At 73.1% G+C, this 23,981-nt stretch carries 24 protein-coding genes and 2 pseudogenes; 15 read left to right on the forward strand and 11 right to left on the reverse strand.

The annotated features are described in order from the left end of the window. From ACFXGI_RS33840 to ACFXGI_RS33850, 3 genes are all read left to right on the forward strand, one after another. Positions 1–1,331 (forward strand): peptidase C39 family protein (locus ACFXGI_RS33840; RefSeq protein ID WP_384715247.1); only part of this gene is annotated, 1,331 nt, incomplete at its 5' end. A 96-nt stretch (positions 1,332–1,427) separates the two neighbouring features. Further along, positions 1,428–1,850, forward strand: coding sequence for an SPW repeat protein (locus ACFXGI_RS33845; protein ID WP_384715250.1), 423 nt, complete (start codon positions 1,428–1,430; stop codon positions 1,848–1,850). A 146-nt stretch (positions 1,851–1,996) separates the two neighbouring features. Beyond that, positions 1,997–2,149 (forward strand): SCO1431 family membrane protein, encoded by a 153-nt coding sequence (locus ACFXGI_RS33850; RefSeq protein WP_384715253.1) that lies wholly within the window; start codon positions 1,997–1,999, stop codon positions 2,147–2,149. Between the two features lie 55 nt (positions 2,150–2,204). Here the strand turns inward: ACFXGI_RS33850 and ACFXGI_RS33855 are convergent, their stop codons facing one another. From ACFXGI_RS33855 to ACFXGI_RS33870, 4 genes and pseudogenes are all read right to left on the reverse strand, one after another. Then, a complete protein-coding gene (locus tag ACFXGI_RS33855; protein ID WP_384715256.1) occupies positions 2,205–2,498 on the reverse strand; it encodes a hypothetical protein in 294 nt (97 codons plus the stop codon). A gap of 355 nt (positions 2,499–2,853) precedes the next feature. Continuing rightward, positions 2,854–3,156 (reverse strand): annotated as a pseudogene (locus tag ACFXGI_RS33860) (DUF6114 domain-containing protein); the annotation flags it as partial. Next, positions 3,147–3,560: a DUF6230 family protein gene (locus ACFXGI_RS33865; protein WP_384715348.1), complete on the reverse strand. Its 414-nt coding sequence runs from the start codon at positions 3,558–3,560 to the stop codon at positions 3,147–3,149. The pseudogene ACFXGI_RS33860 and the gene ACFXGI_RS33865, both read right to left, overlap by 10 nt. Before the next feature lies 1 nt (position 3,561). Beyond that, positions 3,562–3,798, reverse strand: a complete 237-nt coding sequence (locus ACFXGI_RS33870) for a hypothetical protein (protein WP_384715259.1) — start codon at positions 3,796–3,798, stop codon at positions 3,562–3,564. A 100-nt stretch (positions 3,799–3,898) separates the two neighbouring features. Here ACFXGI_RS33870 and ACFXGI_RS33875 point away from each other — a divergent pair, with 100 nt between their 5' ends. The 3 genes from ACFXGI_RS33875 (at position 3,899) to ACFXGI_RS33885 (ending at position 6,377) form a co-directional block, all read left to right on the forward strand. Further along, entirely contained in the window at positions 3,899–4,633 is a 735-nt protein-coding gene (locus ACFXGI_RS33875) for a TetR/AcrR family transcriptional regulator (RefSeq protein ID WP_384715262.1), read from the forward strand. 149 nt (positions 4,634–4,782) lie between these two features. Next, the gene (locus ACFXGI_RS33880; protein ID WP_384715265.1) at positions 4,783–5,955 is read left to right on the forward strand and encodes an acyl-CoA dehydrogenase family protein; all 1,173 of its coding nucleotides are present in this window, start codon (positions 4,783–4,785) and stop codon (positions 5,953–5,955) included. After that, entirely contained in the window at positions 5,952–6,377 is a 426-nt protein-coding gene (locus ACFXGI_RS33885; protein ID WP_384715268.1) for a GNAT family N-acetyltransferase, read from the forward strand. The genes ACFXGI_RS33880 and ACFXGI_RS33885 overlap by 4 nt, the downstream gene beginning before the upstream one ends. A gap of 9 nt (positions 6,378–6,386) precedes the next feature. Here the strand turns inward: ACFXGI_RS33885 and ACFXGI_RS33890 are convergent, their stop codons facing one another. Beyond that, entirely contained in the window at positions 6,387–7,247 is an 861-nt protein-coding gene (locus ACFXGI_RS33890) for a phytanoyl-CoA dioxygenase family protein (protein ID WP_384715271.1), read from the reverse strand. Between the two features lie 603 nt (positions 7,248–7,850). Here ACFXGI_RS33890 and ACFXGI_RS33895 point away from each other — a divergent pair. Further along, on the forward strand, positions 7,851–8,984 hold the full coding sequence (locus ACFXGI_RS33895; protein ID WP_384715273.1) for a hypothetical protein: 1,134 nt from the start codon (positions 7,851–7,853) through the stop codon (positions 8,982–8,984). A gap of 88 nt (positions 8,985–9,072) precedes the next feature. Then, positions 9,073–10,173 (forward strand): phosphotransferase family protein, encoded by a 1,101-nt coding sequence (locus ACFXGI_RS33900; protein WP_384715276.1) that lies wholly within the window; start codon positions 9,073–9,075, stop codon positions 10,171–10,173. A 27-nt stretch (positions 10,174–10,200) separates the two neighbouring features. Here ACFXGI_RS33900 and ACFXGI_RS33905 read toward each other — a convergent pair. Then, positions 10,201–10,643 (reverse strand): annotated as a pseudogene (locus ACFXGI_RS33905) (hypothetical protein). 217 nt (positions 10,644–10,860) lie between these two features. On the opposite strand from ACFXGI_RS33905, the gene ACFXGI_RS33910 reads away from it, so the two are divergent. The 4 genes from ACFXGI_RS33910 to fxsA all read left to right on the forward strand — a co-directional run bounded on the left by ACFXGI_RS33910 (position 10,861) and on the right by fxsA (position 14,785). Further along, on the forward strand, positions 10,861–11,301 hold the full coding sequence (locus ACFXGI_RS33910; protein ID WP_030162595.1) for an Lrp/AsnC family transcriptional regulator: 441 nt from the start codon (positions 10,861–10,863) through the stop codon (positions 11,299–11,301). Positions 11,302–11,367: 66 nt separating this feature from the next. After that, positions 11,368–13,002, forward strand: coding sequence for an amidohydrolase (locus tag ACFXGI_RS33915; protein ID WP_384715279.1), 1,635 nt, complete (start codon positions 11,368–11,370; stop codon positions 13,000–13,002). Between the two features lie 325 nt (positions 13,003–13,327). Continuing rightward, on the forward strand, positions 13,328–14,137 hold the full coding sequence (locus ACFXGI_RS33920) for a polyprenol monophosphomannose synthase (protein WP_384715282.1): 810 nt from the start codon (positions 13,328–13,330) through the stop codon (positions 14,135–14,137). A gap of 60 nt (positions 14,138–14,197) precedes the next feature. Continuing rightward, a complete protein-coding gene (gene fxsA, locus ACFXGI_RS33925; protein WP_384715285.1) occupies positions 14,198–14,785 on the forward strand; it encodes an FxsA family membrane protein in 588 nt (195 codons plus the stop codon). Between the two features lie 80 nt (positions 14,786–14,865). On the opposite strand, the gene ACFXGI_RS33930 is transcribed toward fxsA, so the two are convergent. The 3 genes from ACFXGI_RS33930 to ACFXGI_RS33940 all read right to left on the reverse strand — a co-directional run bounded on the left by ACFXGI_RS33930 (position 14,866) and on the right by ACFXGI_RS33940 (position 17,783). Next, positions 14,866–15,240, reverse strand: coding sequence for an RNA polymerase-binding protein RbpA (locus tag ACFXGI_RS33930; RefSeq protein ID WP_007262928.1), 375 nt, complete (start codon positions 15,238–15,240; stop codon positions 14,866–14,868). Positions 15,241–15,575: 335 nt separating this feature from the next. Continuing rightward, a complete protein-coding gene (locus ACFXGI_RS33935; protein ID WP_384715288.1) occupies positions 15,576–16,955 on the reverse strand; it encodes an MFS transporter in 1,380 nt (459 codons plus the stop codon). Between the two features lie 57 nt (positions 16,956–17,012). Next, complete coding sequence (locus ACFXGI_RS33940) at positions 17,013–17,783, reverse strand: glycerophosphodiester phosphodiesterase family protein (protein WP_384715291.1); 771 nt, start codon at positions 17,781–17,783, stop codon at positions 17,013–17,015. Between the two features lie 194 nt (positions 17,784–17,977). Between ACFXGI_RS33940 and ACFXGI_RS33945 the strand changes: the two genes are divergently transcribed. Next, positions 17,978–19,480 carry a PLP-dependent aminotransferase family protein gene (locus ACFXGI_RS33945; RefSeq protein ID WP_384715294.1) on the forward strand — a complete coding sequence of 501 codons (1,503 nt, stop codon included), beginning with the start codon at positions 17,978–17,980 and terminating at the stop codon, positions 19,478–19,480. Positions 19,481–19,483: 3 nt separating this feature from the next. On the opposite strand, the gene ACFXGI_RS33950 is transcribed toward ACFXGI_RS33945, so the two are convergent. Together ACFXGI_RS33950 and ACFXGI_RS33955 are read right to left on the reverse strand one after the other, a co-directional pair. After that, entirely contained in the window at positions 19,484–21,178 is a 1,695-nt protein-coding gene (locus ACFXGI_RS33950; protein ID WP_384715297.1) for a hypothetical protein, read from the reverse strand. A gap of 131 nt (positions 21,179–21,309) precedes the next feature. Next, positions 21,310–21,504 carry a hypothetical protein gene (locus ACFXGI_RS33955; protein ID WP_030162614.1) on the reverse strand — a complete coding sequence of 65 codons (195 nt, stop codon included), beginning with the start codon at positions 21,502–21,504 and terminating at the stop codon, positions 21,310–21,312. 304 nt (positions 21,505–21,808) lie between these two features. Between ACFXGI_RS33955 and ACFXGI_RS33960 the strand changes: the two genes are divergently transcribed. Together ACFXGI_RS33960 and ACFXGI_RS33965 are read left to right on the forward strand one after the other, a co-directional pair. Then, positions 21,809–22,231: an ankyrin repeat domain-containing protein gene (locus ACFXGI_RS33960; RefSeq protein ID WP_384715300.1), complete on the forward strand. Its 423-nt coding sequence runs from the start codon at positions 21,809–21,811 to the stop codon at positions 22,229–22,231. A gap of 344 nt (positions 22,232–22,575) precedes the next feature. After that, a complete protein-coding gene (locus tag ACFXGI_RS33965; RefSeq protein WP_384715303.1) occupies positions 22,576–23,973 on the forward strand; it encodes a HEAT repeat domain-containing protein in 1,398 nt (465 codons plus the stop codon). The last annotated feature ends 8 nt before the right edge of the window (positions 23,974–23,981 follow it).

Raw genomic sequence — 23,981 nt, forward strand, 5'->3', positions numbered from 1 at the left:
GCCGCGCCTCGGCCGCGGGCGCGACGCCCCCGGCCCGCCCCGGCCCGGCCGGGGCGCGGGAAGCGGAAGCCGCGGCGGCGGCGGCCGCTGCCCGGACCATCGACAACCGGTTCTGGTACTCGTACGGGCACTGGCGGGCCGGCACCCACCAAGGCACCGCCGCCCTCGCCGGCGCCCGCCCCGGTCTGGTGATCGACACGCCGGCCGGCCACACCGAGTACACCGACCCGCACACCGCGAAGAAGGGCACCTGGGAGTACGCGGTCTGGACCTCCCCGGTGCACCGCTCCGGCGTGCCCGGCACCGAGGCCATCGCTTCCTGGAACGCTCACACCCCGGCCGGCACCTGGATCCAGATCGAGCTGCGCGCCACGTACGGCGGCGGCGCCACCACCCCCTGGTACGTGATGGGCCGCTGGGCCTCCGGCGACGGCGACATCCGCCGCACCTCCGTGGACGGCCAGACCGACGGCAGTACCACCGTGTGGACCGACACCCTGGCCGTCGACGCCCCCGCGAAGGCGAACGGGGTGCGGATCGCGCAGTGGCAGCTGCGCCTGACCCTCCACCGCAAGCCCGGCGCCGCCCAGGGCCCGACGGTGTGGCTGGCCGGAGCCATGGTCTCCGACGTCCCGGACCGGTTCACCGTTCCCGCGTCCGTCCCCTCGCGCACGGCCCACGAGCTGACGGTCCCCCGCTACTCGCAGGAGGTCCACAAGGGCCGCTACCCCCAGTACGACAACGGCGGCGAGGCCTGGTGCAGCCCCACCTCCTCCCAGATGGCCATCGAGTACTGGGGCCGCAAACCCGCCGCCGGGGACCTGGCCTGGGTCGATTCCCGCTACCCCGACCCGCAGGTCTGCCACGCGGCCCGGTCCACCTACGACAGCGCGTACAAGGGCTGTGGCAACTGGCCCTTCAACGCCGCGTACGCCGCCACGTACGCCGGCCTCGCCGGGGTCGTGACCCGGCTCCGCTCCCTCGCCGACCTGGAGGCCCTGGTCCGTTCGGGCATCCCGGTGATCACCTCGCAGTCCTTCCGGACGGAGGAACTGACGGGTGCGGGCTACGGCACCGCGGGCCACCTGATGATCGTCGTCGGCTTCACCGCCGCCGGGGACGTGGTCGCCAACGACCCGAACTCGCCCGACAACACGGCGGTCCGCCGCGTGTACAAGCGCCGGGAGTGGGAGAACGCCTGGCTGCGGACGAAGCGCCACAACTCTGCCGCCAAGGTGGTGTCCGGCTCCGGGGGCGTCTGCTACCTGTACGCTCCGGCCCGCCCGAGCGCCATCCAGCTCGCGGCCCTGCGGGCGGTCGGGGTGCTGTGAGCGGATTGCCGGAAATTTCCGTTGACCGCTGAGGTAGATAAGCGCAACATAAGGTCGTAAAGGGCACATAAAGGCTTCTACAGGAGGCGGCCCGCCATGACCACCCACAGCATCGAACACCACCCCGACCTCGCCGAGATGCGCTCCCGGTTCGAGCGGGTCACCAGCACCCCCGCCGCCCAGGCCGTCGAGGCGCTGGCCCTCATCACGGGCCTGTACCTGGCGGCTTCGCCCTGGATCGCCGGGTTCAGCGGACTCGGCTCGCTGGCGATCAACAACCTGATCGCCGGCGTGGCGTACTGCCTGTGCATGAGCGGACTCGGCTCCGCTTACGAGCGCACCCACGCGATGGCCTGGACGGCGGTCGCCATCGGAGCCTGGACGATCGTGGCTCCGTGGGTCATCGCCGGTGACGTCAGCACCACCCGCAGCGTGGTCAGCAACGTCATCACCGGCGGCGTCGCCCTGTTGCTCGCGCTCTCCATGGCGGGCATGGCGGGCCGCGACCGCGCCACCTGACCCCCGTACGCGCCGGGCCCCGACCGCGAGCCGGCCGGGGCCCGGCGGCATGCCGGGGTACGGAGGCATGCCGGGGCGCGTGATGCGTGCCACGCGTGACGATCGTCTCTGCCGCGAAAGCCGCGAACGCTGTCACATTGGATGGCATGACCGAATACAGCCCCTCCCTCACCGCCCGCGCCCGGAACCTCGTCCGGACCGGTGGCCCCAAGGACCACTCCAAGTGGCTTGAGCACGTGCTCGGCTGGACGCTGGTGGTCGTCGTCGCCATGTTCGTCACGCAGGTGGGCTGGCTCTGACCTGCGGGTCCGCGCACTTTCAGGCCTGCGGGCGGGGATGCGGGCGTGCCCGCGCCTACGAGGCCTCCAGCCGCAGGCCGTCCGTGACGATCAGGTCCGAGGTGACCAGCGCCTGCTCCGCGCTGACCCGGGTCATGAAGACGAACGGCGGGATCACCGGGGGAGCGGGCAGCCCGTCGGGGCTGAAGGTGACGCACAGCAGCCCTTCGATGCAGCCGCTGAACTTCGTCAGGTACAAGGTCACATTGCCCCGTAGTTCGAGGGACGTGGCGGCCAGCCCGTACTCCTCGCGCCCGTCGCGGGTGCGCAGCCGGTAGTCGGCCAGCGAGGCCGCGCGCATCCTCAGCACCAGTACCCTCAGCGGCCCGTCGGCCGTTGCGACCTCGGCGACCCCCGCGAAGGCGAAGCCCTGCGGGGCGAACAGCGAGGTGGTGACGGTCGGGGGGGGTCCGGGTGGCCGTCGGCGGCCCGTCGGGCCGCCCCGCCGCCCTGGCCGGCGGGGCCCCGGTCGCCAGTGCGGCCGCCAGCAGGACCGGCAGTACGGCGGCGAGCGCCCGCGGACCGGTGCCGTGCGGCTTGCGTTCGCACGGGTCCTGCGCGCCGGCGGCCCCGGGTGCCGCGTCGTACGGGAGCGGCGTCCTCCCGAAGGCCGGCGCGCTCCCGGCGATCCCGAGCAGCATGCCGACCAGGAACCCGCCCAGGTTGGTCGCCAGGAACGACAGCACCGACAGCAGGAGGGCGTGGACGGAGACGTACGCCCGGGCCTGCGGCAGGAACCACAGGAACAGGCCCGCCACGACGAGCGCGGCCCCGATCCCGATCGCCGCGATCCCGCCGAGGCCCAGGCTCACCAGCACGGTCAGCGGGGAGAGCGGGACCAGCAGCAGCTCGGCCCCGCCCAGGACGACCAGCAGCCCGCCCCAGAAGGGCCGGGTCCGGCGCCAGGTGCGCAGCCGCCGTCGCTGCCGCGGCAGTGGCAGCGGCAGCCGAGGGGGCTTCAGAAGCACTTCTCGCCGTCCATGGCGACGCTCACCCGCATGCCCTTGAGGCGGAAGTTCCCGCCGGTCGCGGACCAGGCGTGCGATTTCACCCCGACGACCTCGATGTCCCCGGCCTGGAGGCCGAACTTCCCGGGCTTCCCCTTGACCCCGTCCACCCGGTCGGGGGTCGAGGCGTCCCGGCCGATCTGCGCCGTGCCGAAGGTCGCGTCGCCGTCGAGGTCCTCGCCGTCGATGACGAGGTTGCTCGCCGTGACCTCACCCGCCGGACCGCCGGCGGTCAGCTTGAAGACCACCGTGCCCAGAGGGGTGTCCACCTCGGCGGCCTGGCAGATGCCGGTGAGCGTGGCCTCGCCGATGCCGAGCAGCGCGACCGGATGCCCCTTGCCGTCGACGGAGCGGTCCGTCTGCAGGTTACGAGGCCAGGACCTTGCTGCTCAGCTTCGAGGAGGAGACCTGGAAACTCGTCCCCGAGACGGCGAACGACGCGGCGAGCGCGCCCTGCGCCACGACCACGGCCATCGCCCCGACCGCGAGGACCGCGGGCACCGCCACGGCGGCCGACCTCCGCCGGCGGACCCGCCCTTCGCGCTCGCGGGCCGCGTCCGTGACGCCGCCCGTACCTTCGTCCGTGCCCCTGTCCGTGCTCATGGAAGTGCCTCCCGTACGTCGTCCGTGCGCAGGGGAAGTGCAGTGAGACAGGTCTGCCATACTGCGGGCATCCTGTGGCAGTTCGAGGCTGGGGCCGAAATTGAATAATAGTCAACAGCGGGGTGCGAGCGGGCGTTCGCAGGTCCGCAGGGCCGAACTCATCGCGACCGGGCGCAAGTTGTTCGCCGACACCTCGTACGACGCGCTCTCCATGGACGACATCGCCAAACAGGCCGGCGTCGCCAAGGGATTGATCTACTACTACTTCAAGAGCAAGCGCGGCTACTACCTCGCCATCGTCGAGGACTCGGTGGCCGAGCTCGTCGTCCGCGCCGCCGGGGAACCGGACCTGCCCAAGGTCGAGCGGGTGCGCCGCACCATCGACGGCTACCTCCACTACGCCGAGCACCACCAGGCCGCCTACCGCACCATCGTCACCGGGGGAGTGGGATCGGACGCCGAGGTGCTCGCCATCCGCGACGCGGTGCGCGAGGAGCTGGTGGCCACCATCGCCGAGGGCGCGTACGGGCGCCGTGCCGTCCCCCCGCTCGCCCGGCTCGCGCTGGTGGGCTGGCTGTCCGGGGTCGAGGGGACCACGCTGGAGTGGATCGGCGCCCGGGCGGCAGACGCCGAGGCGGGGACGGGTGCGGACGGCGATGCGGAATCCGCCGCGCGACAGCCCGACCGGGACCGGCTCGGCGCCCTCCTCGTACGCCAGCTGCGCGCCACGCTGACCGTGATCGGGGAGTTCGTCCCCGAGTGTCCGCCCCCACCGCTGCCCGAAGACGCGTTCGAGATAACGGGTGATCTTGCCCCAGTGACGGGACGACCCTGATCGGGCATACTCAAGCCGCCCGCAGCCACTGATCTGCCGCTTCCGTGATCCGGGAGGGCAGTATCGGCTGTGAGAAGCACCGAGACCCGGCGGCCCGTCCCACACCTCACGTGCCGCCGCCGTGCCCGATGAGGGAGGAGAGCGCCGCCATGACCGACCGCGCCCCGCAGCCGGTGGACCGTCAGCTGCCCACCGAGGAGTCCCGGGATCTCCTCGCGCTCGTACGAGAGATCGCCCAGCGTGAGATCCGCCCCGTGGCCGCCGACGAGGAGGACGCCGGCACGTTCCCGCGCGCGATCTTCACCCTCCTGTCCGAAGCCGGCCTGCTCGGTCTCCCGTACGCCGGCGAGTACGGCGGCGGCGAGCAGCCGTACGAGGTCTACCTCCAGGTCCTGGAGGAGCTCGCGGCGGCCCGCCTGACCGTCGGGCTGGGCGTCAGCGTGCACTCCCTGTCCTGCCACGGGCTGGCCGGATACGGCACCGAGGAGCAGCAGAAGGCCCACCTGCCCGCCATGCTCGGCGGCGGCCTGCTCGGCGCGTACTGCCTCTCCGAGCCCGCCTCGGGCTCCGACGCCGCCTCGCTGACCACCAAGGCCGTGCGCGACGGCGACGACTGGGTCATCACCGGCACCAAGGCCTGGATCACCCACGGCGGGGTCGCCGACTTCTACACCGTCCTCGCGCGCACCGGCGGCGAGGGCCCCAAGGGCATCACCGCCTTCCTGGTGCCCGGCGACGCGGAGGGCCTGACGGCCGCCGTCCCCGAGAAGAAGATGGGCATGAAGGGCTCGCCCACCGCCCAGCTGCACTTCGACGGGGTCCGCGTCCCGGACACCCGCCGCATCGGGGAGGAGGGCCAGGGCTTCACCATCGCGCTGGCCGCCCTGGACGCGGGCCGCCTGGGCATCGCCGCCTGCGCCATCGGCGTCGCGCAGGCCGCCCTGGACGAGGCCCTCACGTACGCCTTGGACCGCAAGCAGTTCGGGCACCCCATCGCGGACTTCCAGGGCCTGCGCTTCATGCTCGCCGACATGGCGACCAAGATCGAGGCCGGCCGGGCGCTGTACCTGGCGGCGGCGCGGCTGCGCGACGCGGGCAAGCCGTTCTCCCGCCAGGCGGCGATGGCGAAGCTGTTCTGCACGGACGCCGCGATGGCCGTCACCACGGACGCGGTCCAGGTCCTCGGCGGCTACGGCTACACCGCGGACTTCCCGGTGGAGCGCCTGATGCGCGAGGCGAAGGTCCTCCAGATCGTCGAGGGCACCAACCAGATCCAGCGCATGGTCATCGCCCGCCACCTGGCCGGCCCCGAGTCGCGTTGACGGAGCCCCTGGTCCTGGAGGTGCGCCCGGCCCTGGCCGACGCCGAACTGAACGAGCTGTTCGGCGCGGCCTGGCCGGGCCACCGGACGGCCTCGTTCGGGCCGGTCCTGGAGCGCAGCACCACCTGGATCACCGCCCGCCGCGGCGGACGCCTGGTCGGCTACGTCAACGTCGCGGGCGACGGCGGCGCGCACGCCTTCATCCTGGACACCACCGTCCACCCGGACGAACGCCGCCACGGACTCGGGGTCCGGCTGGTCCGGGCCGCCGCCGACGCGGCCCGCGCGTCCGGGGCGCAGTGGCTGCACGTGGACTACGAGCCGCACCTGGAGCCCTTCTACGCCCGCTGCGGCTTCCGCCCGACCTCGGCCGGACTCCTCCCGCTCCAGGGAGTGCCGGGCGCGGGCCGGACGGGACTTTGACGACACGTCCTAGGGAGCGCCGGGCGCGGGGCGGGCGCTACTTTGCGGACACCCCTGGTACCGGTCGTCCCCGACGGGCAGGGGCTTCGCGTCGTGGTTGACGAAGAGGTCCTGGCGTGCGGCCGGGTGGTCGGCCGGCGGGGCGTTGGACACCGCGTTGTAGCTGATCAGGGCGAGGGTGCGGGCGCGCGAGGAGCGGTTCGGGCCCGAGCTGTGCACCAGGTTGCCGTGGAAGAAGACCACCGTGCCGGCCGGGCCGGTGGCCTCGTGCACGGCCCGGGTGCGGGCGAGCTCCTCGGCCGAGGGGTCCGGGAGGGCGTAGGCGTTCCGGTTCGACGTGATCCAGGCCCAGTCACCCGCCCCGCCACCGCTGCTCCCGTCGTTTCCGGAGGGCGCGGCCGTCGCCGGCCGGTCGGTGTGCGTGCCCGGGATGAGGCGCAGCGGCCCGTTCTCCTCGGTGACCTCGTCGAGGAAGACTGCGGCGGTGAGCGCCGCCGGGCGCCGCATCCCGTCGGCGGCCCGCCAGAAGTCGAAGTCCCGGTGCCACTGCCAGCGGTCGCCGTGCCGGGCCGCCTTCGGATTGACCTTCCACTGGTACACGTACATGTCCTCGCCGAGGAGCAGCCGGGCCAGCGCGGTCAGTGGTGACGCTTCGGCCAGCGCCTGCCAGGGACCGCCTCTGCGGTGGAGTCCGTAGACGGCGCGCACGGTCGTTCCGTCCTCCTCGAAGAACCGCTGCGGTCCCTCCTCGGCTAGTACGGAGGGCAGTTCCCCGGTCAGGGGAGCCCATATCCCGTGCGGAGTCATCGGGGGTACGACGACAAAGCCGTCGCGCAGGTATTCGGCCAGGAGCAACTTCGGGTCCGTCATGCGCCCAGGGTGCGGCCGGGCCCGCGCCCGGGCGAGGCGGCACAGGGAGTGCACCGGGTCATTTCCGGCCGCGCCCGGCGGGCCGCTCCCTGCGGCAGGCACCCCCTCCGAGCCGCTGCCTACCGGTCGCCTCCGCAGAGGGGTCCCGACGGCCAGATCGGGGAGGTGGCGACCCCGGACCACTCCGGATCGCGGCGGCCCGGAAGGGTGCGCCCGTCGGCGGCCCAACGGGCCAGCAGCGCATGGTAGATCGGCGGGTCCGGCTGACGCTGCGGAACCGATTCTTCGTGGCGCGGAACCGATTCTTCGTAGCCGGGCGGCACCGAACGCCGCCGACGTCCCGTTCTTGTCCCAGGGGTCTCGAGCGTGGTCATACCGGGCCAACGCGTCACCCGATGGACGGGTAACCGCCCCCGCCCTCCGGGTATCCGTTCGAGATGTCCCCGCCGCCGTTCTCCGGGGCGCTCCGGAGCACCCCGGAGCGCCGCGTTCCCGCGTGGCCAGACGTGCCGGACTGTCAGGGAGTGCCAGAACTCTGGCCCCGGAGCCGATATCTGACGTACCGTCATATCCGCCGGAGCCCGCCGCCCCAGGAGGTTTGCCATGCCCGCGGACCGACCCGTACCCCTCGACGAATACCCCGTCCACCAGGCCCCGCTGTCGATGAAGCACCTCGTCACCGGCGACCGGAACGCCTACGACCGCTGCATCTTCCACGTCTTCGACCACGCCGGGCGCGCCGTCCTGATCCTCGGCCTCGGCGTCTACCCCAACGCCGGGGTCATCGACGCCTACGCCACCCTGCGCACCGGCGACGAACTCCTCGCCGTCCGCGCCTCCGACGCCCTCACCGACGACCGCATGAACCTCTGCGTCGGCCCGCTGCGGATCACCGTCGACGAACCCCTGAAGCGGATCACCCTCCGGTGCGATCCCGACCCCGCCGACCCCGACGGGCTCTCGTACGACATCACCTGGACCGCCGAGTTCCCCGCCGTCTGGGAGCCCCACCACGTGCAGCGGCGCGGCGACCGGCTCATGCTCGAAGGCCGCCGCTTCGTCCAGGCCGGCCAGGTCACCGGCACCATCCGCGCCAAGGGCGAGGAACACGCCCTCACCCCCGGTGAGTGGACCGGCACCCGCGACCGCAGCTGGGGCGTGCGGCCCATCCCCGGCGAGGAGGGCGGCCGCGCCGCCGAGGAGCACCGGCCCGAGGGCTTCCACTGGCTCTGGATCCCCGTCCGCTTCGAGGACCGCTTCCTCATGGTCATCGCCCAGGAGGAAGCCGACGGCCACCGCACCCTCAGCGAGGCCCTCCAGGTCTTCCCCGAGGACAGCGGCCGGGGCGACGTACAACTCGGCTGGCCCCAGACGGAGATCCGCTACCGCCCCGGCACCCGCCACCCCGAGAGCGCCGTCGTCCACCTCTGCGACCCGGCCCGCAAACCCCTCGAACTCGGCGTCGAGATCCTGAACTCCTCCCCGCTCGCCGTCGGCGCCGGCTACCCGCCCGCCGGCGACTGGCAGCACGGAACCTGGCAGGGCCGCGGCTGGACCGACCGCCGCGTCTACGACCTCTCCGACCCCGCCGCCCACCCCATGGCCGCCTTCGGCGTCACCGACCACTCCGCACGCTTCACCCTCGACGGCCGCACCGGCTTCGGCATCTTCGAACACGGCAGCTTCGGCCGCCACGACCCGAGCGGCTTCGCCGACTACGGCTCCGTCGCCCCTTAGGGGGTGTCAGTGAAGTCCCGCCTGCCCCGCGGCGCCGGCACGCGCTCTCGGCGCCCCGTACCCGAGCCAGCAGAAGGAAGGGGAAGTCATGGCAGCACCGGCACCACGCCCGCGCACCTCCACCCGCGAACCCGAGGAACTCGGCCGCCGCCTCGCCGCCTGGCTCCACACCGAGCTCCCCGGCGCCGAGGTCACGGGGATCCGCGTCCCCGCGTCCAACGGCATGTCCAGCGAGACCCTGCTCTTCGACATAGAGCACCCCGACACCCCGGTCCGCGCCTGCGCCCTGCGCCTCGCCGCCGACCCGGCCGCCTACACGGTGTTCCCCACGTACGACATGCCCCGCCAGCACCGCGTGATGAGCCTGGTCGGCGCCCACACCGACCTGCCCGTCCCGCGCGTGCTGTGGCTGGAGCAGGACCCCGGGCCGCTCGGCGCGCCGTTCTTCGTCATGGCCCGCGCCGAGGGCCGGGTCCCGCCCGACGTCATGCCCTACACGTACGAGGGGAACTGGCTGCACTCCGCGAGCGACTCCGAACGCGCCGCACTCCAGGAGGCGAGCATCTCGCTGCTGGCCCGGCTGCACGACCAGTTCCCCGCCAAGGAGGCCGAGTTCCTCCTCCCCGAGGGCGCCGGCAGCCCGCTGCGCCGCCACGTGGACGCCCAACGCGCCTACTACGCCTGGGTGGTCGACGGACTCGCGCCGTCCCCGCTGCTGGAGCGGGCCTTCGCACGCCTGGAGGAGCTGTGGCCCGCGGACGAGGGCCCGGCCGTCCTCAACTGGGGCGACGCACGCATCGGCAACGTCGTCTACGAGGCCGGCGGGTTCGAGCCCGTGGCCGTCCTGGACTGGGAGATGGCCGCGTACGCCCCGCGCGAGGTCGACCTCGGCTGGACCGTGTACCTCCACCGCTTCTTCCAGGACCTGACCGTCGGCTTCGGCCAGAGCGGCCTGCCGGACTTCCTGCGCCGCGACGACCTGGAGCGCCGGTACGCCGAACTCACCGGGCGCGCCCCGCGCGACATGGAGTTCCACACCCTGTACGCGGCCCTGCGGCACGGGATCGTGATGCTGCGCATCGCCTACCGGCAGGCGCACTTCGGCGAGGTCGAGATCCCCGCGGATCCGGACGGCCTGATCCTGCACCACGCCAGCCTCCGGGCGATGGTGCAGGGGACGTACTGGTAGATCCGGCGGGCGCGGCCGGGAAGGCCGTCAGGCGGCCTGCGCGTGCTGCCGCATCTGCGGCAGCAGCGCCGGCTCCGGCATCTGCACGGGACGCGAACCGGGGCCGCCGACGTGCGAGAAGGGCTGCGTCCGCCAGTCCAGACCCTGCGGCAGGTCCAGCAGTACGACCTCCAGCTCCGGGGGCTCGACCTGGCCCATGCCCACCGTCGGCAGCGCGTCCGAGGCCGGGCGGCCCGTACCCGCGCACACCGTGAGCCCGAACGGGTTCCACGGGGTCAGGCACAGAGCGTGCTCCGGCAGGTACTCCTCGTCCGCGACGAGGGCGATCGACTGGCCGCAGTCGGGGCAGATCGCGTGGTGGATCTCGAAGCCGTCGAACCCGTCGGCGTCTTCGAGGTACTCACCGTCCTCGGCGTCGACGAAATCCAGGGCTCCGGTTCGGTGCGACCGGCGCGCTTGGTGTTCAGCATGGATGTACTCCCCCTTGGGTGGGCCGGGCGGGCAGTTTCCACGGCCTCGGCCACAGCAAGCACTTCCCGCCGCGCGGCACGAGTAACCACAACATCCCGCCGTACGCCTGCATACCCTTGTGGCCTTGGTCACATGCCCGCCGCAGGTGCCACTTGTGGGCGGACAGCACTGTGCCTGGAGCGCCCTTGGGCCTTAGGTTGAGCGGCTATGAGCGCAATGGAGGAGCTGGACCGCCAGATCGTGGATCTGCTCGTACGGGACGGGCGGATGAGCTACACGGATCTGGGCAAGGCCACGGGACTGTCCACATCGGCCGTCCACCAGCGAGTACGCCGTCTGGAACAGCGCGGAGTGATCCGCGGGTACGCGGCCGTCGTCGACCCCGAAGCCGTCGGCCTGCCCCTGACGGCCTTCATCTCGGTGAAGCCCTTCGACCCGAGCGCGCCGGACGACATCGCCGACCGGCTGGCCGGAGTACCGGAGATCGAGGCCTGCCACAGCGTCGCCGGCGACGAGAACTACATCCTGAAGGTCCGGGTCGCGACCCCGCTGGAGCTCGAGGACCTGCTGAGCCGCCTGCGCGCCCTGGCCCACGTCTCGACCCGCACCACGGTGGTCCTCTCCACCCCGTACGAGGCCCGCCCGCCCCGGGTGTGACGCCTTTTCCGCCGGGTATCCGGGGGCGCGGTCGAGGCCGGGCCGCGGACCCGCGAAACTGACTGCATGACCGACCGCACCGCCAGTTCCGCCGACGCCGCCGGAGCCCCCGCATCCGAACGGACCGTACTCCTGCGCGGGGGCGAGGTACACAGCCCCGCCGACCCCTTCGCCACCGCGATGGTCGTCGAGCGCGGACACATCGCCTGGGTGGGCTCCGAAGGCGCCGCCGACGCCTTCGCGCAGGGCGTCGACGAGGTCGTCGACCTCGGCGGGGCGCTCGTCACCCCCGCCTTCACCGACGCGCACGTCCACACCACCTCCGCCGGCCTCGCCCTCACCGGCCTGGACCTCACCGCCGCCGCCTCCCTCGCCGACGCCCTGCGCCTCGTCCGCGCGTACGCCGGGCGCCGCCCCGCCGACCGGGTGCTCCTCGGCCACGGCTGGGACGCCTCCCGCTGGCCCGAGCGCCGCGCGCCCCGCCGCGAGGAGCTCGACGAGGCCGCCGGCGGCCGACCGCTCTACCTCAGCCGCATCGACGTCCACTCCGCCGTGGTCACCACCGCCCTGCTCGACCTCGTACCGGCCGTCTCCGTCCGCGGTGACGAGCCGTTGACCCGCGAGGACCACCACGCCGTCCGAAGGGCCGCGCTCGCCGCCGTCACCCCCGCCCAGCGCGCCGAGGCCCAGCGGGCCGCCCTCGACCGGGCGGCCTCCCTCGGCATCGGCTCCGTCCACGAGTGCGGCGGCCCCGACATCTCCTCCGCCGAGGACTTCGCGGACCTCCTGAACCTCGCCCGCGAGCGCCCCGGACCCCGCGTCTTCGGCTACTGGGCGGACCGGGACCTCGAACAGGCCAAGGCGCTCGGCGCCATCGGCGCCGCCGGCGACCTCTTCGTGGACGGCGCCCTCGGCTCCCACACCGCCTGCCTGCACGCCCCGTACGCCGACGCGGGCCACACCGGCACCGGCTACCTCGACGCCGCCGAGGTGGCCGAGCACGTCGCCGCCTGCACCGAGGCGGGCCTGCAGGCCGGCTTCCACGCCATCGGCGACGCCGCCCTCACCGCAGTCGTGGAGGGCATGCGCGCCGCCGCCGAGAAGGTCGGCCTCGCCCGCGTCCGCGCCGCCCGGCACCGCGTCGAGCACGCCGAGATGATGACCCCGGCCACCATCGCCGCCTTCGCGGACCTCGGCCTCACCGCCTCCGTGCAGCCCGCCTTCGACGCGGCCTGGGGCGGCGAGGAGGGAATGTACGCCGACCGGCTGGGCGCGGAGCGCGCCCGTACGCTCAACCCCTTCGCCGCCCTGCTCAAGGCCGGCGTACCCCTCGCCTTCGGCTCCGACGCCCCCGTGACCCCCTTCGACCCCTGGGGCACCGTCCGGGCGGCCGCCTTCCACCGCACCCCCGAGCACCGGATCTCCGTACGGGCCGCCTTCACGGCCCACACCCGGGGCGGCTGGCGGGCCCTCGGCCGCGACGGCGCGGGCGTGCTGGTGCCCGGCGCCCCGGCCGACTACGCGCTGTGGGAGACCGCCGAACTGGTGGTCCAGGCCCCCGACGACCGGGTCGCCCGCTGGTCCACGGACCCGCGTTCCGGGACCCCCGGACTGCCCGACCTGACCCCCGGCGGCGATCTGCCGGTGTGCCTCGCCACGGTCGTCGGCGGGCGGGAGGTATTCGTACGGCCACAGGGGTGATCCTGTCGGCCTCGGTTCGGTGCGGGCGCTCGGACCCGGATAGGTTCGGCCGGGTCCACCACCGGACGTCCGTACCGGGCGGCGCCGTCTGCTCAGCGCGCCCGCGCCTCGGGGGCGAGGGAAGGTTTCGCCGGGACGGGGGTCCCCCCTGCTCCGCAGGAGCTCGGGGGAAGGTGGCCAGGCCGGGGCCCGCGGTCCAGTAGACAACGGTCACGGCGACCCGCCGCCAGCGGGAGTCCGACCGGCCCGAAGGACCGCGGGCCCCGGCCACTGTTCTAAAGTCATCCTCTGAGACAGGACGTACAAGAACACGAAGGCGGACCCAGTGAGCGACGGCGGACAGCGAGGGCACGGACCGCTCGGCACGGCCTTGGTGATCATTCCGACCTTCAACGAGGCCGAGAACATCGGACCGATCGTCGGCCGCGTGCGCGCGGCGGTGCCCGAGGCGCACATCCTGGTCGCGGACGACAACAGCCCCGACGGCACCGGCAAGCTCGCCGACGAGCTGGCGGCCGCCGACGACCACGTGCACGTTCTGCACCGCAAGGGCAAGGAGGGGCTCGGCGCCGCCTACCTGGCGGGCTTCGCCTGGGGCCTGGAGCGCGACTACGGCGTCCTCGTCGAGATGGACGCCGACGGCTCCCACCAGCCGGAGGAGCTGCCCCGGCTGCTCACCGCGCTGGCCGGGGCCGACCTGGTCCTGGGCTCGCGCTGGGTGCCGGGCGGCCGGGTGGTCAACTGGCCCAAGAGCCGCGAGTTCCTCTCCCGCGGCGGCTCGGTGTACTCCCGGCTGATGCTGGACGTCCCGATCCGCGACGTGACGGGCGGCTACCGGGCCTTCCGGCGCGAGACCCTGGAGGGGCTGGGCCTGGACCAGGTGGCCTCCGCCGGCTACTGCTTCCAGGTCGACCTGGCCCGCCGGGCCGTGCGCCAGGGATTCCGCGTCGTCGAGGTGCCCATCACCTTCGTCGAGCGTGAGTTCGGCGACAGCAAGATGAGCAAGGACATCGTGGTGGAGGCCCTGTGGCGGGTCACCCAGTGGGGGCTCAAGACCCACGCGGCGAAGCTGACCGGCCAGGACAAGCCCAAGGGCGCGGACGCCGGCCCGGCCAAGACCCCGGACACCCCCTAAGGGATGTCCGGTACCTCCGGCTGAGGCCGCTTTTACGCCGCCCCAGGCACACTGGATGGCATGACGACCGGCGTTCCCCTTTCGACGGCCCCCCGGCGGCGCTCGCGCGGCCGCACCTTCCTTCCGCTGGCGGTCGCCGCCTGGCTGATCCTGGAGATCTGGCTGCTGAGCCTGGTCGCCGGCGCGGCCGGCGGACTGACCGTCGCCGCGCTGCTCCTGGGCGGGATCGTGCTCGGTGCCGTGGTCATCAAGCGGGCCGGGCGGCGGGCCTTCAAGAACCTCGCGGACACCTTCCAGCAGGGGCAGCAGCCCGCGCCCCAGGCGGCGAAACAGCAGCGGGGCAGCGGCAACGGCCTCACGATGCTGGCCGGCCTGCTCCTGATGCTGCCGGGCCTGCTGTCCGATGTGGCCGGCCTGCTCCTCCTGCTCCCGCCCGTCCGGGCATGGACGGGCCGCCGCGTGGCCGGCTCCCTGGAGCGCCAGATGGCGGCCGCCCCGGCGGGCAGCTTCGGCGATGCCTTCCAGCAGGCCCGCATCCACCAACCCGACGGCAAGGTCGTCCAGGGCGAGGTCATCCGCGAGGACGGGCAGCAGCAGCCGCAGCAGCCGGGACCCGAAGCCGGGTACCGGCCGCCGTTGGCCCCCTGAGCCACGTACGGAACAAGCCGAGGGCCCCCGCCACAGTTCGTGGCGGGGGCCCTCGGCTTGTTCTACTGGACGTCCGGCTGTCAGGCGGACTTGCGGCTGTCCCGCGGATGCACGGCAATGTTCATGGCGCCGGAACGCAGGACCGCCAGCCTCTCGGCCAGCACTTCCTCCAGTTCCTCGCGGGTGCGCCGCTCCATGAGCATGTCCCAGTGCGTTCGCGCAGGCTTGCCCTTCTTCTCTTCGGGCCCGTCCCCGTCAACCAGGAGTGCCATGGCGCCGCACGCCTTGCACTCCCACTCCGGCGGAATCTCTGCCTCAACCGAGAACGGCATCTCAAATCGATGTCCGTTCTGGCATGCGTACTCCACCGCCTGGCGCGGGGCCAGATCGATGCCGCGGTCCGTCTCGTAGCTGGTAACCACGAGCCGCGTACCGCGGAGAGCTCGCTCACTCATGAATCGTGCCTCCCGGGCTTGTCGCCCACAGGACAGGTGTCGCTGTCGTCGTCATCCGGTCAACGTCCGGTCGGCGGTATAGATTCCCGCTCCGGGTGATGCGTCGCCCGTCGTGCCGCCCCTTGTTGTACCCACCAGTGCCCGTTTTGTCACATCTGGCAGCAGATGTCACCCAACGTCTTCAGTTCTTTAGCGCGCAGTAACGGTCCGGCTGGCAGGTCAAAGGCGTACACTACCGGCCCTTCGCTTCAACGTCGAAATCCGTTCGGAATTCGTATGAAGATCCGGGTCGCGTCCGCCTCCGAACCTCCTGCCGGCCCGTCCGGCGGATCCGCTCAGATCCGCTCGGGAACAGGATTCCCCGCCGCCTCCACCGCGCGCCGCACCGGCACTCGCGCCAGCAGCACGAAACCCAGTGCGAAGAAGGCCACCAACGAGATGATCGCGTCCCGGTAGCTGCCCGTGACCTGGTACGTGATCCCGAACACCAGGGGTCCGACCCAGCTCACGCCGCGGTCGCTCATCTCGTAGGCCGAGAAGTACTCCGCCTCCTTGCCGGCCGGCACCAGGTGCGAGAACAGCGAGCGCGACAGCGCCTGGCTGCCGCCCAGCACCAGTCCGATCATCGATGCCAGGGCGAAGAACCACACCGGCGCGCCCGCCGGCAGGAAGTAGCCGGCGGCCAGGGTCACGGTCCAGGCCACCAGCGACCCGAGGATGGTCCTCTTCGCGCCGTACGACACGGCGAGCCGGCCCATCGCCATCGCGCCCGCCACCGCGAGGATCTGGACGAGCAGCACCGCCGTGATCAGCGTCGAGTCCTCCAGCCCCAGCTCCTGCTTGCCGTACACGGAGGCCTGCGAGATCACGGTCTGGATCCCGTCGTTGTAGACCAGGTACGCCAGCAGGAACGACAGCGTCAGCGGGTGGCGCCGCATGTCCTTCAGCGTGGCGACGAGCTGCTTCCACCCCGACCCCGCGGCCGCGTGGGCGGCGCCCGACCGGACCACGGCCCGGTCCCGCAGCCGGCGCAGCGGGATGATCGCGAACGCCCCCCACCACAGGCCCGCCGAGGCCAGGCAGATCCGAACCGCCGCGTCCTTGGAGATCCCGAACGACTCGTGCGACTGGAACAGGACCAGGTTCAGGATCAGGACGAACGCACCCGCCGTGTAGCCGAAGGCCCAGCCGCGCGAGGAGACGGTGTCCCGCTCGTGCGGCTCCGCGATCTGCGGCAGGTAGGAGTTGTAGAGCACCATCGACACCGACATCGCGGCGTTCGCCACGATCAGCAGGACGCCGCCGAGCAGGTAGCGGTCGCCGCCCAGCAGGAACATCGCGGTGGTCGCCGCCGCGCCGGTGTACGCCGCCGCCGCGAGCAGCGGCTTCTTGCGGCCCGTACGGTCCGCGGCCGCGCCCACCAGTGGCATCACCAGCACCGCGACGATCACCGACATCGAGACGGCGTACGCGAAGAACGAGCCGGACCGCACCGGAATGCCCAGCGGGTGGACGTAGCCCTGCGCGTCCTGGGCGGCCTCGGCCATCGCCGTCAGGTACGGGCCGATGAACACCGTCAGCACGGTCGAGGAGTAGACCGAGCACGCGAAGTCGTAGAAGTACCAGCCGTGCTGCTGGCGCTTTCGTTCGGCCGCGCTCGGCGCCGGCTCCTCCGGCGCGGTCCCCGCGCCCTGTTCAGTGGTCTCCGCACTCACCGGTGCCCCCTCGTTCCCGTCCGGCAGGTGAAGGGCGGACGCGGCGGTCCCGGCAGCTCAGGCCCAGGCTCCGCGCTGGTCCAGCACCGTGCGCAAGATGTCGATCCGGTCGGTCATGATGCCATCCACACCCAGGTCGAGGAGAGCCTCCATACGTTGCGGTTCGTTCACGGTCCACACGTGGACCTGCAGGCCCCGCTCGTGGGCCGTCTTCACGAACCGGCGGTCGACCACGCGGATGCCCGCCTGGGTCTCCGGGACCTGAGCCGCCACCGCCCCGACCCGCAGCGCGGCCGGGATCGCGTAGGAGCGCAGTCGCAGGCCGAGCACGCCGCGGACCCCGTACGAAGTCGCCAGCCGCGGACCGGCGATCTTCTGGGCCCTGGCCACCCGGCTCTCCGAGAACGAGCCCACGCACACCCGGTCCCAGACGCCCGCCCGCGCGATCAGGTTGACCAGCGGGTGCAGGGCCGACTCGGCCTTGATGTCGATGTTCCAGCGGGCCTCGGGGAACTCCTCCAGGAGCTCCTCGAACAGCGGCAGCGGCTCGGTGCCGGCCACCCGCGCCTCGCGGACCTTGCTCCACGTCAGCTCCGCGATGCGGCCCTGCCCGTCGGTGACCCGGTCGAGGGTGGAGTCGTGGAAGGCGACGAGCTTCCCGTCGGCGGTGGCGTGCACATCGGTCTCGAAGTACCGGTAACCCGCTTCGGCCGCCCGCCGGAAGGCGGCGGCGGTGTTCTCCAGCCCGTCCGCGGCACCTCCCCGGTGCGCGAAGGGGATCGGAGCCGGGTGGTCCAGATATGGATGGCGAAGGCGTACGTGCGTCACCCGCCGCAGTATGCACCGTGTGCCCCGTGGGGAGTGAGCGGCCGGGCGGCGGCGCGGTGGCCACACGGTGAACGCCGTGGCACCCCCTGGTCCGGGTGGACCCCGGCATGACAGGCTGTGGGGGCGCAGGCAAGCCAATACCGGCCGCACAGCGGGTCGGACGGGGCCAATTCTACGAAGGTGGACCGGACAGCATGGCAGAGTGGACTTCGGCGGTGGGTGCCGCACAGCTCGCCCGTCTCATCACCTCCCAGCAGGAGCGCCCCAGCGTCCCCGGCACGCGCAAACCGCCCGCGTACCGGACCCTGGCCGACGGCATCCGGCTGCTCGTCCTCGAAGGCCGCGTACCCGTCGCCGCGCGGTTGCCCGCCGAGCGCGAGCTGGCCGTCTCCCTCTCCCTCTCCCGCACCACCGTCGCCGCCGCGTACGAGGCCCTGCGCGGGGAGGGCTTCCTGGAGTCCCGCCGCGGCGCCGGCAGCTGGACCTCCGTACCGGCCGGGAACCCGCTGCCCGCCCGGGGCCTGGAACCGCTGCCGCCCGAGTCCCTCGGTTCGATGATCGACCTTGGCTGCGCCGCGCTCCCGGCCCCCGAGCCGTGGCTCACCAAGGCCGTACAGGGCGCCCTGGAGGAGCTCCCGCCGTACGCGCACACCCACGGGGACTACCCCGCCGGGCTCCCCGCGCTGCGGCGGATGCTCGCCGACCGCTACACCGAGCGCGGCATCCCCACCATGCCCGAGCAGATCATGGTCACCACCGGGGCGATGGGCGCCATCGACGCCATCTGCAGCCTCTTCGCCGGGCGCGGGGAGCGGATCGCCGTCGAATCCCCCTCCTATGCCAACATCCTCCAGCTCATGCGCGCCGCCGGGGTGCGGCTCGTACCCGTCGCGATGGCCGACGGGCTGGCCGGCTGGGACATGACCGTGTGGCGGCAGGTGCTGCGCGACGCCGCGCCGCGCCTCGCGTACGTCGTCGCCGACTTCCACAACCCGACCGGGGCGCTCGCCTCGGACGACCAGCGCCGCGCCATGGTGGAGGCGGCCCGCTCGGCGGGCACCGTGCTCGTCGTCGACGAGACCATGGCCGAGCTCCAGCTGGACCCTGAGCTGGAGATGCCGCGGCCGGTCTGTTCCTTCGACCCGGCCGGGTCCTCCGTGATCACCGTCGGCTCCGCCAGCAAGGCCTTCTGGGCCGGCATGCGGATCGGCTGGGTCCGCGCGGCGCCCGACGTCATCCGGAGCCTGGTCGCGGCCCGCGCGTACGCCGACCTCGGCACGCCGGTGCTGGAGCAGCTCGCGGTGAACTGGCTGATGCGGACCGGAGGCTGGGCGGAGGCCGTGCAGATCCGCCGCGACCAGGCCCGGGAGAACCGGGACGCGCTGGTCGCCGCGGTGCGCCGGGAGCTGCCGGACTGGGAGTTCGAGGTGCCGCGGGGCGGTCTGACCCTGTGGGCCCGCGCGGGCGGGCTGTCCGGCTCCCGGCTGGCCGAAGTGGGGGAGCGCGTCGGCGTACGGGTCCCCTCGGGGCCGCGGTTCGGCGTCGACGGGGCCTTCGAGGGCTACGTCCGGCTGCCGTTCACCGTGGGCGGGCCGGTGGCCGAGGAGGCCGCGGTCCGCCTCGCGGCCGCCGCCCGCCTGGTCGGCACGGGCGCGGCGGGCAGCGCCGCGGAACCCCCGCGCACGTTCGTGGCGTAGGCCTCAGGGGCCCACCGGCCAGGGGCCGCGGGCCGGCGGGGTCTCGGCCGGCGCCTCCTCGGCGTCGTCGAACTGCTCGAACTCCGCGAGCTCCTCGGCGTCGATCGACGGAGCCTGCGCCCGGGCCGGCGGCTGGACGATGTGCAGCGTCTTGGCCGGCGCCGTCCGCCCCGGCCCGCCCGGGCCCGGCAACTGCCGCCCCGGCAGCAGCTCCAGCACCGCCTGGCGGTGTCCCGAGGGTGTGGCGTCGTCGTACGGGTCCGGCGTGGCGGGCACCTGCAGCCGGTGCACGGGACCCGTGCCGAGCCGCGCGTACCCGCGCCCCGGCGGCACCTGCGCCGTCGGCGTGGTGTGCGGGGGCAGCCCCAGTACGTCGGTGATCTGCTGGATCGCGGCCGGGCCGAGCACGATCCGGGCCCGGGTGTGCTGCCAGACGGCGTCGTTCAGCAGCTCCAGGTGGTCGAACAGCTCGGCCACCACGACCGTGACGTGCGCGGCCCGCCCGTGCCGCAGCGGTACCTGGAGCCGGGAGAGGGGGTCCGGGCTCCCCTCGGCCGTCGCGAGGTGCGCGAGCACGCTGGGCCGGTCCAGCAGGATCCACAGCGGCCGCCGGGTGTCCTCGGGCGCCGGCCTGCCCGCCTCGCGGGCCCGGTGCGCGGCGGTCAGCCGCCGCTCGGTCTCGAGGGCGGCCCATTCCAGCGTGGCCAGAGCCCCGGCCGGACCGCACTCGACGGCCAGCACGCCCGTACGCCCGGTCAGGCAGGAGAACTCCCCGCTGCCGCCGCCCTCCACGATCAGTACGTCGCCCCCGTGGTGCAGCGCCTGCAGGGCGATCGAGCGCAGCAGGGAGGAGGTGCCGCTGCCGGGCCGGCCGACGGCCAGCAGGTGCGGCTCGGTGGAGCGGGGTCCGGTGCGCCAGATGACCGGCGGCACGTCGCGCGTCTCGTCGCCCTCCAGGACCGGCAGGGTGCGCTGCACGGTGCCGGCGTCGGTGAAGCCGAGCACGGTCTCGCCGGGAGAGGTGACGAACGGCTGCGCGGCGATGCCGGTCGACAGCGGTGCGAGCACCGTCAGGTCGAGCTGGTTGCCCTCCTCGTCCCAGTCGAACAGGTACTCCCTGCCCCGCCCGGACTTGGCGTGGAGCAGGGTCTCGATCCGGGCCCGCGAGGCGGCCTCGCCGTCGGTGAAGTAGGCGGGATAGCGGATCCGGAGCCGGGTGACGCGGCCCGCCCCGTCGAAGGCGTAGCCGCTGAAGGCCTTGTCCCACTCCCCGCCGTGGGCGAAGAGCGGGTTGGGGTCCTCGGGGATGGAGAAGTACGGCACGAGCGCCTCGTAGAGGGCGCCGAGCCGCTCGGTCTCGGCCTCGCTGGGCCCGGTCTTCACCGGGGTCCGGCCGCGTCCCCGCCAGGCCGCCGCCGCCATCAGGGTGATCAGCGCGAGCAGCGGGCCGTACGGGACGAGGGCGACCACGAGGACGCAGGCTGCGCCCAGGAAGAGCGCGGGACCACGCTTGTCCTTGGGGGTTTCGGCCCATTTGTGCCGCCCGGCCGCGGCCAGGATGCGCAGGCCGCGCCCGATGACGAGGAGCGGATGGAGGACGTCCGTGGCGCTGTCGGCGGCCGTGCGAGCAAGGTCGCGGCCCCGTGCCAGCGACGTGGTGCCGTTGCCGAGGATGCGGGGGAGTGGGCGCCGGGCCACGGGCGTCTCCTGGAGTTGTGTTGTGCGGACGGGTTCGCGGGGCGGTGCTAGGGAGTGTCGTCGAAGTGGCGTCGGTCGCCCGAGCGTGCGTGCCAGGCCCCGCCGGCCAGACGGGACTTGGACGACACGACCTAGAGCTTGATCCCGCCGAGGAGGCTCGCGAGGCTCGCCGTGCTCGCCGTGATGCTGGGGGCGATGGCGGAGCCGGCGAGGAAGAAACCGAACAGCGCGCAGACGAACGCGTGTGACAGCTTCATCCCGTCCTTCTTGAAGAAGAGGAAGGCGATGATGCCGAGCAGGACGACGCCTGAGATGGACAGGATCATGAGAGGTTCTCCTGGTGGGTGGGGACGGTCACCATCAGCTGTTCCAGGCTCACAGGAAGTATCAATGCGATAAAAGGTGCATACGGGTGAATCCCGGATTTTTTCACTTGCCCGGCGCAGTCCGGCTGGCGCGTCCGCCGCGAGCCGGGGCCGACCGTGATCCTTGCCTCGGCCTGGCCCCCGTATGTGCAGGTCCGGGCGCTACTCTGGCGATTCACCCGTACGGTCGCAGTTCCCGTACACCCCCCTGCCCGCCCGGCCCGGGGGATCTCACGTCAACAGCGAGTGGAAGGCGGTACGACAGATGAGCGAGCACGAGCCCACCCAGGGCGGCTCCCAGGGCGCTCCCGACGAGGACGTCATCGAGCTGGCCACCAAGATCTTCGACCTCGCCCGGCAGGGCGAGACCGAGACGCTCACCGCGTACCTGGACGCCGGAGTCCCGGCCAACCTGACGAACGACCGCGGCGACACCCTCGTCATGCTGGCCGCCTACCACGGCCACGCCGCCACCGTCACGGCCCTGCTCGCCCGCGGCGCCGAGGCCGACCGTGCCAACGACCGCGGCCAGACCCCGCTCGCCGGCGCCGTCTTCAAGGGCGAGCAGACCGTCATCCGCGCGCTGCTGGCCGGCGGCGCGGATCCGACCGCCGGAACCCCCTCCGCCGTGGACACCGCCCGCATGTTCGCCAAGGCCGACCTGCTGGAACTCTTCGGAGCCGAGTAGTCCGTTTTTGCCCGTGACCTGGCAGGGTCCGATCGGTCCGCCACCTCACGGAATGGTTACGGCGGCCGTAAATGTGGTCGCGGTGCACAAACCGGCTGGGTCATCATGGCGACGGATTCGATTCGCGGACACGGCGGACGGGCAGGAGCGGGCAGGACACGTCGGGTGTCCGGACCCACCCCCTGCACAAACCCGGCCGACGTGGTCGCGGAGCACCGACGAGAGTGAGAAGGCAATGGTCTACATCGAGCGGAACATGACGGCGGACGTCCTCACATGCTGTTACGCGGCCCTGTGAATCCCGATTCCCGGTTGCGTCCCCAGCTTGATTTGAGGCCATTCCCATGTTCGAACCAGTCATAGCGCCAAGCGGCACCCTGCTCGGGCTCCTCCAGCGGGGTCGCGGCGACGGCACGCTGCACGCCCTCGCGGCGCCCCGGGCGGAGGCCCTCACGGCCCTCAACCAGTGCGTGGTCAGCGACCCGCGCCAGGACTGGCAGGTCGAGAACCGCTCGCTGTACTACGCGCGCCTGTACTTGGATCTCGACGGCCCCCTCGGCACGATCGAGAGCCACCTCTTCAGCGCCGACGACCTCGTCGACGACACGGACCACCGGACCGGCCTCGCTCTGTCCGTCCTCGGCCACCTGGCCTCGTACGGCCGCGACGACGCGCTCATGCTGCTGCGCCGCTACGCCGCCTCGGGGGCCAACTGGGCCTGGGCCCTCGACGAGCTCGCCCTGCGCGACGACGACGAGGGGCTGCGCGGCCTCGCGGCGCCCGTGCTCGCCGGATTCCCGGCCGACGCCGAGGGCGAGGCGCGGCTGGCCGCCGCCGTCCGCGACGCCTACGAGCCCCGGCCCTGGTGTCTGTGGGAAGAGTCACCCGAGCACGGAGACCGCCTGCGCGCGGCCCGCCAGCAGGGCTCCTTCGACCGCTGGCAGCGTCAGCTCACCCCGAACGGGCCCCGCCCCGGCTGGGGGGTCCAGGCCGTCTTCGACTGGGCCGCCGACGGCCTGCGCCGCGGTACCCCGCTGCACGTGCCCGCCGCCCGCTGCCTCGCCGCCGTCGCGGCGCCCGAGGACCGCTCCGCGATCCTCGCGGCCGCCGCCGGAGCGGGCGGCGAGGCCGCCCGGGCCACCGCCCTGCACCACCTGGTCCTCGCCGAGCCGGAGAACCCGGCCGTGCTGGACCTCATCGAAGCCGCCGGGGACGAGCCCGCCGTGGCCGCCTACGAGCGCATGTGCGGCCCCGCGGCCGTCGACCGGGCCCGGCAGTGGGTCCACCGCCCCGACGCCCTGGGCGCGGCCGCCGCCGCCCTCCTGGCCGCCCGGGGCGGAGCCGAGGACACCGGACTCGTACTGGGCGCCCTGCGCTCGACGGTCCGCGGCTCCGGGCCGGACGCCCAGCGGCTGTTCGCCCTGGTCGACGGGGCCGGCCGGCTGTCCATCGGCTGCGCGGCACCGGTGCTGCGCCACATCTACCGCGAGACGGCCTCCTCCCACCTGCGCGGGCGCGCGGCGCGCGCCCTGGCCAGCACGGACCCCTCCTTCGCGGCCGGCTTCGCCGTGGAATGCCTCTGGGACTGCGAGGAGACCACCCGCGAGGTGGCGGCCCACCACGCGGAGACGGCGGACGCCCGAGTCGCCCCCCGCCTGCGCCGCCTGGCGACCGACCCCGCCGAGGAAGAGGACGTCCAGTCGGCGGTACGCAGCCGGATCACCCCGGAATCGGCCGTGTAGCCGACCGT

The sequence above is a fragment of the Streptomyces sp. NPDC059355 genome (assembly GCF_042752335.1).
In the GTDB taxonomy this organism is placed as follows: Bacteria; Actinomycetota; Actinomycetes; order Streptomycetales; family Streptomycetaceae; genus Streptomyces.

Bases quoted from the DNA above. Each gene is read 5' to 3' on its own strand.
- ACFXGI_RS33960 (WP_384715300.1), top strand. From the start codon at position 21,809: ATGAGCGAGCACGAGCCCACCCAGGGCGGCTCCCAGGGCGCTCCCGAC.
- ACFXGI_RS33890 (WP_384715271.1), bottom strand. From the start codon at position 7,247: ATGACGGACCCGAAGTTGCTCCTGGCCGAATACCTGCGCGACGGCTTT.
- ACFXGI_RS33965 (WP_384715303.1), top strand. From the start codon at position 22,576: ATGTTCGAACCAGTCATAGCGCCAAGCGGCACCCTGCTCGGGCTCCTC.
- ACFXGI_RS33930 (WP_007262928.1), bottom strand. From the start codon at position 15,240: ATGAGTGAGCGAGCTCTCCGCGGTACGCGGCTCGTGGTTACCAGCTAC.
- ACFXGI_RS33845 (WP_384715250.1), top strand. From the start codon at position 1,428: ATGACCACCCACAGCATCGAACACCACCCCGACCTCGCCGAGATGCGC.
- ACFXGI_RS33880 (WP_384715265.1), top strand. From the start codon at position 4,783: ATGACCGACCGCGCCCCGCAGCCGGTGGACCGTCAGCTGCCCACCGAG.
- ACFXGI_RS33870 (WP_384715259.1), bottom strand. From the start codon at position 3,798: ATGAGCACGGACAGGGGCACGGACGAAGGTACGGGCGGCGTCACGGAC.
- ACFXGI_RS33915 (WP_384715279.1), top strand. From the start codon at position 11,368: ATGACCGACCGCACCGCCAGTTCCGCCGACGCCGCCGGAGCCCCCGCA.
- fxsA (WP_384715285.1), top strand. From the start codon at position 14,198: ATGACGACCGGCGTTCCCCTTTCGACGGCCCCCCGGCGGCGCTCGCGC.
- ACFXGI_RS33910 (WP_030162595.1), top strand. From the start codon at position 10,861: ATGGAGGAGCTGGACCGCCAGATCGTGGATCTGCTCGTACGGGACGGG.
- ACFXGI_RS33900 (WP_384715276.1), top strand. From the start codon at position 9,073: ATGGCAGCACCGGCACCACGCCCGCGCACCTCCACCCGCGAACCCGAG.
- ACFXGI_RS33850 (WP_384715253.1), top strand. From the start codon at position 1,997: ATGACCGAATACAGCCCCTCCCTCACCGCCCGCGCCCGGAACCTCGTC.
- ACFXGI_RS33955 (WP_030162614.1), bottom strand. From the start codon at position 21,504: ATGATCCTGTCCATCTCAGGCGTCGTCCTGCTCGGCATCATCGCCTTC.
- ACFXGI_RS33945 (WP_384715294.1), top strand. From the start codon at position 17,978: ATGGCAGAGTGGACTTCGGCGGTGGGTGCCGCACAGCTCGCCCGTCTC.
- ACFXGI_RS33895 (WP_384715273.1), top strand. From the start codon at position 7,851: ATGCCCGCGGACCGACCCGTACCCCTCGACGAATACCCCGTCCACCAG.